Origin of the sequence: uncultured Olegusella sp. (genome assembly GCF_947253395.1) — a bacterium.
In the GTDB taxonomy this organism is placed as follows: Bacteria; Actinomycetota; Coriobacteriia; order Coriobacteriales; family Atopobiaceae; genus Olegusella.
In genome coordinates, this window is record NZ_CAMXYY010000084.1 from 1 (window position 1) to 6,083 (window position 6,083).

Here is a 6,083-nt window from a genome sequence, read left to right on the forward strand (position 1 = left end):
GCTCGACACGTGCGGTGGTGGGCGTGTCGGGTGGTCTGGATTCGACGCTTGCTTTGTTGGTGACAGCGCGTGCGTTTGACCTGGTGGGGCTTGACTGTGCGGGGATCATCGCAGTAACTATGCCTGGTTTTGGCACGACCGACCGCACACATTCTAATGCACAGGAGTTGGCAGATGCTTTGGGCTGTGAGCTGCGCGAAGTACCCATCGCCGCAGCCGTACGTCAGCATTTTGCCGATATTGGGCAGGATGAAACGACACACGATGTGACCTATGAGAATGCCCAAGCGCGTGAACGTACACAGATTTTGATGGATATCGCCAACAAAGACGGTGGCTTGGTCATTGGTACGGGCGACCTATCCGAGCTGGCGCTGGGCTGGGCCACTTACAATGGCGATCACATGAGTATGTATGGTGTTAACGGTGGTGTGCCAAAGACGCTGGTGAGACACTTAGTTAACCACGTAGCGGATACCACGAACTCGGCTGCGTTGTCGCGCGTCTTGCTTGACGTGCTTGATACACCGGTGTCGCCAGAGCTCCTACCTGCCTCAGTTGATGGCACGATTTCTCAGCGCACTGAGGATTTGGTGGGTCCCTATGAACTGCACGATTTCTTCTTGTATCAAGTATTGAGGCGTGGCTTTGCTCCGCGCAAGGTGTTCCGTTTAGCGTGCTACGCGCTCGGTGATAGATATGATGTGGCGACCATCAAGACGTGGCTGAAAACTTTTTATTGGCGCTTCTTTGCGCAGCAGTTCAAGAGAAGCTGTTTGCCTGATGGGCCAAAGGTAGGCTCGGTGGCAGTGAGTCCTCGCGGCGATTTGCGCATGCCCTCCGATGCCCAAGCAAACCTCTGGCTTGCCGAACTTGATCATCTCGAGGACTAGTCAGCTATAGCCCTGTGCTCGCGAAGAACTATCCCCTCTCAGACGCCTTGCTTAGCAAAATAGCACCATGCTGAAACCAAGCAGAGCAGGGGAGCTTGCTGCCTAAGCTCCACCAGACCTACCATAGAAGCACACTTAATAAACCTAAGTGTGTCAATAGCAGATTTTTTTCTAATTTCGTTGTTATATTTTGCATATCTGGGTATTATTCCTAGCGTTGGCAGTTAAGAATGGCGGGTTCGGCCCGCACTGCTCGAAAAAAAGCGCCATATGGCGCAGAAGGAGGTTTTAATCATGACATTGAAGCCGCTGGGTGATCGCGTTCTCGTCAAGCCCGCTCCCAAAGAGGAGAAGACTTCCTCTGGTCTCTACATCAGCTCTGGCGCACAGGAAAAGCCTCAGCGTGGTCAGGTTATTGCGGTAGGCGAGGGCAAGCGCGACCAGAATGGCAATCGTATCCCCATGGATGTCCAGAAGGGAGACGAGGTGTACTACGGCAAGTTTGGTGGTAACGACGTCAAGATTGATGGCGAGGACTTCCTGCTGCTCCGCGCAGATGATATCTACGCCATTATTAGCGAGTAAGCAGCTCGTTGAGTAGCCGCTTTGCTGACAAGTACCGCAAAGCTTTTTGATTGAGTATTCCTACAAGGAGGAAAACAATGGCAAAGGATATTACCTTCGGCACCGATGCGCGTGCCAAGCTCGCCAAGGGTGTCAACACTCTTGCCGATGCAGTGACGACAACCCTTGGCCCTAAGGGTCGCTACGTGGCGCTTCAGCGTAGCTACGGCGCCCCCACCATTACCAACGACGGCGTTTCTGTTGCCAAGGAGATTGAGCTTAAGGACCCCGTTGAGAACATGGGTGCTCAGCTGGTAAAAGAAGTTGCTACCAAGACTAATGACACGGTTGGTGACGGTACTACCACCGCAACTCTGCTTGCACAGGTTATCGTTAATGAAGGCCTTCGCAATGTGGCAGCTGGTGCAAATCCCATCGCAATTCGTCGTGGTATTGACAAGGCAGTTGCAGCCGCTGTTGAGGAGATGAAGGGTTCTGCGCAGGACGTCTCCACCAAAAAGCAGATTGCTTCCGTTGGTACCATTTCTGCTGGCGATCCCCAGATTGGCGCCAAGATTGCCGACGCAATGGACGTTGTCGGCAAGGATGGCGTTATCACAGTTGATGAGTCTCAGACCTTTGGTATTGATATCGACACGGTTGAGGGCATGCAGTTTGACAAGGGCTACATCTCTCCATACTTTGCAACTGAGCAGGACACCATGACCGCTGAGCTGCAAAATCCTTACATTCTGCTGACCGATCAGAAGGTCTCCAACGTCCAAGACGTCATGCCTATTCTTGAGGCTGTCGCCAAGTCTGGCAGCCCTTTGCTGATCATTGCTGAGGACGTTGACGGTGAAGCTCTGGCATCGTTGATTCTCAACAAGATTCGTGGCGCTCTCCAGGTTGCAGCTGTTAAGGCTCCTGGCTACGGTGATCGTCGTAAGCGCATGATTGAGGACATCGCTGTGCTTACGGGCGGCCAAGTTGCTATGAAGGAGCTCGGCGTCACCCTTTCTGATGTTACCGCCGAGATGCTTGGTCGTGCGAAGTCCGTCAAGATTACCAAGGACAACACCACTATTGTTGGTGGCTCTGGCTCAAAGGAAGCCATTGATGAGCGCGTTGCTCAGATTAAAAACGAAATTGAGAACACCACTTCTGATTTTGACCGCGAGAAGCTCCAGGAGCGTCTGGCCAAGCTCTCCGGTGGCGTTGCCGTTATCAAGGTTGGCGCTGCTACCGAAGTTGAGCTCAAAGAGGTCAAGCACCGCATTGAGGACGCGCTTCAGGCCACTCGTGCAGCTGTTGAGGAGGGCATTGTCGCAGGTGGCGGCGTTGCTTTCCTGCAGGCAACCAAGGCTCTGGATGCCGTTGAGACCGTAGATGCTGACGAGCAGATTGGTGTGGACATCATTCGCAAGGCGCTTACGGCTCCCGTACGCACTATTGCTTCTAATGCTGGCTTTGAGGGTTCTGTTGTGGTCGAGAAGATCAAGTCTCTGCCCGAGGGCGAGGGTCTTGACTCTGCAAACGGCAGCTATGGCAACATGGTTGAGATGGGCGTCCTTGACCCTGTCAAGGTTACCCGCACCACACTGCAAAATGCCGCTTCTGTTGCTTCCCTGATTCTCATCACTGAGGCTACCGTCTCTGATGAGCCCAAGGACACCTCCATTGAGGAAGCCATTTCTCGCGCCGCTGCAGCTGGCGGCCAGGGCGGTGGCATGTACTAAGCCACTAGGCGAGATATAATCGCCCGGGCGGTTCATAATTGTTCGTAGTATCGAGCAATGAGTGAGTCCCTTTACCTGAGCTGCGCCTTCGAATCTTTGACGTATGGTTTGCGTCTTTTAGATTCGGGGCGCAGCTTTGCTTGTCGAAAGTGCGTGTTGTATGGCGTCTGATGTGTCGCAACCGGCTCCGCTTTGCTTGGATGTCTTGAGCTGTGCTGCTTGACCAGCGGACAGGTAAACTTTTTTAGATAACAGCTTTTTCAGACAAGCATAACTTCCAAGTGAAGTGAGGTGATCTACCGTTTGCGAGCGAAATACTACCACTTACGCGAGATTGTTGCCGATTTGCGTGTAGGTTTGGCGGGTATTGGGGCCTTGCATTGTGAGTCGGCGCTACAATCTCGCCTCATGAATATTCCTAGAGAAGAAGGAGAAAAGCATGGAACTTCACGAGCGCATCGACCACACCAATCTTAAGGCCAACGCAACGCAGGCAGATCTTGCCAAGCTGTGCGATGAGGCTATGGAGTACAAGTTTGCCACCGTTTCTATCAACGGTTGCTGGACCAAGTTTGCGGTTGAGCGCCTGGGCGATTCTGGTGTAGGTGTTACCACCTGCATTGGCTTCCCTTTGGGTGCTGCCACTACCGCGGGCAAGGCCGCTGAAGCTCGCCAAGCAGTGCTGGATGGGACCACCGAGATTGACATGGTTATCAACGTGGGCAAACTTATTGATGGCGATGATGAGTACGTTATCAATGACATTGCTGAGGTGGTCAAGGCTGCCGAGAACCATCCTGTCAAGGTTATTCTTGAGTGCTGCCTGCTTGACCACGATCAAATTGTTCGTGCTTGCCAGGACTGCGTGAAGGCTGGTGCAGCCTTTGTCAAGACAAGCACCGGCTTTAGCACAGGTGGCGCTACCATCGAGGATGTGCGCCTGATGCGTGAGACCGTAGGCGATGCTTGCAAGATCAAGGCTGCTGGTGGTATCCACAATCAAAAGGAGGCTTTGGCAATGGTCGAGGCTGGCGCTGATCGTCTGGGTACAAGCGCAAGCATCGCAATCGTAAGCTAAGTCCTCGCTAGTCTGATTCTGCACCCAAGCGGGCTCGCAAGCTTTTGCTGTCGAGTGTTACGCGTGTTGAGCCTCGTGCGTTAGCGTGATAGGCAGCAGCTATAAGTCCTGCTTGGGCGCATTTTTTTGCCGAAAATCCCTGGATCCAGCCCCATATAATGCTGGCAAACAAAGCATCTTGGAATTCTTTTGAAGGTGGCAGAGGACCTCCTACCCAGGGCAGCTGTGCTTCTTCGCCTTGACCCAAGCAGAATAAGCTGTCGCGTACCATCCTTGCGCGTAAAAAACGTTGGAAGCCGATTCTATCCCGCGCGCTATCATGGATTCACTTATATCTACGCCATTACGTTTGTAAAAGGCGGCAAGTTGAGGGTACGGTGACTAGATGAAGAAGAGGGTCTTTATTGTTGTGCTGGATAGCTTTGGCATTGGCGAAGAGCCTGATGCTCCAGAGTACGGTGACGAGGGCAGCAATACTCTTTGCGCCTGCGCAACCAGCACCTACTTCGCTATGCCCAATCTTCAAAAACTCGGCCTATTCAACATCGACGGTGCACTTGACTCGGCCTATGACGTAGGTCTAAAGCCTGTCGAGGCGCCTACCGGCGCATTTGGTCGCCTGCGTGAGGCTTCCCAGGGCAAGGACACTACGGTTGGTCATTGGGAGCTTGCAGGTGTTATTTCACCTGAGCGTTTTCCAACCTATCCTGAGGGCTTCCCTGTAGAGATTATTGAGGAGTTTGAGCGCCAGACTGGGCGCAAAGTGCTTTGCAACAAGCCCTATTCTGGCACTGAGGTTATTCGTGACTATGGCCGCGAGATGGTTGAGACGGGTGCGCTGATTGTCTACACCTCTGCTGATAGTGTCTTTCAGATTGCTGCACACGAAGACGTCGTTTCCTGCGAGCAGCTCTACGAGTATTGCCGCATTGCTCGCAAGATTCTCACGGGCAAGCATGCCGTTGCTCGTGTTATTGCTCGTCCCTTTATTGGTGAGGAAGGCGCCTACACCAGAACCTCGCATCGTCACGACTTCTCACTGGAGCCTACGGGCGAGACTATGCTCGATGCTTTGACCAAGGCTGGCGTTGACGTTATCTCCGTTGGCAAGATTTATGACATTTTTGCTCAACGTGGTATCAAAGAGTCCATCCCCACCTCGGGCAACCCTGAGGGCATCGATCGCACTATCGAGCTGCTTGATCGCGATTTTGAGGGTCTTTGCTTTGTCAACCTTGTTGATACCGACATGATTTATGGGCATCGTAACGATGTTGATGGGTATGCCAAGGCGCTGGCTTATTTTGATGAGCATATTCCAACCATTTTGGGCAAACTTCGCAAAGGTGATCTCTTTATGGTAGCTGCCGATCACGGCTGCGATCCTGTGACGCCTTCGACTGACCACTCCCGCGAATATGCACCTTGGGTTATTGCCGGCCCTCAGGTGCGTCCTGGTACCAACCTAGGTACCAGTACTACGTTTGCTGATGTTTCTGCCACGGTTCTTGACTACCTTGGTGTCCCTGCTCTTAAAAATGGCACGTCTCGTTTGAACGATATCTTGGAGGTTGCTGATAATGCCTAACGTACCGACTCCGCACAATGCCGCCCTTGAGGGTCAGATTGCAAAGACCGTCCTTATGCCAGGTGATCCCCTACGCGCGCAGTATGTGGCAGAACACTATCTTGAGAATGTGACCTGCTTTAATACCGTCCGTAATATGTTGGGCTTTACGGGCACCTACCAGGGTCAGCCTGTCTCGGTTATGGGTGGTGGCATGGGCATGCCTTCCGTAGGCATTTATA

5 protein-coding genes and 1 pseudogene are annotated in these 6,083 nt (G+C 52.8%); all 6 read left to right on the forward strand.

All coding sequences use genetic code 11. The features are described from left to right. The coding region (gene nadE / locus Q0X25_RS06640) for an NAD(+) synthase (protein WP_298580281.1) at positions 1–893 on the forward strand (893 nt) is incomplete at its 5' end. A 294-nt stretch (positions 894–1,187) separates the two neighbouring features. Then, positions 1,188–1,478 carry a co-chaperone GroES gene (gene groES / locus Q0X25_RS06645; protein ID WP_035438972.1) on the forward strand — a complete coding sequence of 97 codons (291 nt, stop codon included), beginning with the start codon at positions 1,188–1,190 and terminating at the stop codon, positions 1,476–1,478. Positions 1,479–1,555: 77 nt separating this feature from the next. After that, positions 1,556–3,196 (forward strand): chaperonin GroEL, encoded by a 1,641-nt coding sequence (groL, locus tag Q0X25_RS06650; protein ID WP_298580288.1) that lies wholly within the window; start codon positions 1,556–1,558, stop codon positions 3,194–3,196. 439 nt (positions 3,197–3,635) lie between these two features. After that, complete coding sequence (gene deoC, locus Q0X25_RS06655; protein WP_298580291.1) at positions 3,636–4,274, forward strand: deoxyribose-phosphate aldolase; 639 nt, start codon at positions 3,636–3,638, stop codon at positions 4,272–4,274. Positions 4,275–4,659: 385 nt separating this feature from the next. Continuing rightward, entirely contained in the window at positions 4,660–5,862 is a 1,203-nt protein-coding gene (locus Q0X25_RS06660) for a phosphopentomutase (protein WP_298580294.1), read from the forward strand. After that, a pseudogene (locus Q0X25_RS06665) lies at positions 5,855–6,083 on the forward strand (purine-nucleoside phosphorylase); the annotation flags it as partial. The gene Q0X25_RS06660 and the pseudogene Q0X25_RS06665, both read left to right, overlap by 8 nt.

Excerpts from the sequence above, each read along its gene's own strand:
- groES (WP_035438972.1), top strand. The coding sequence starts at position 1,188 with ATGACATTGAAGCCGCTGGGTGATCGCGTTCTCGTCAAGCCCGCTCCC.
- groL (WP_298580288.1), top strand. The coding sequence starts at position 1,556 with ATGGCAAAGGATATTACCTTCGGCACCGATGCGCGTGCCAAGCTCGCC.
- deoC (WP_298580291.1), top strand. The coding sequence starts at position 3,636 with ATGGAACTTCACGAGCGCATCGACCACACCAATCTTAAGGCCAACGCA.
- Q0X25_RS06660 (WP_298580294.1), top strand. The coding sequence starts at position 4,660 with ATGAAGAAGAGGGTCTTTATTGTTGTGCTGGATAGCTTTGGCATTGGC.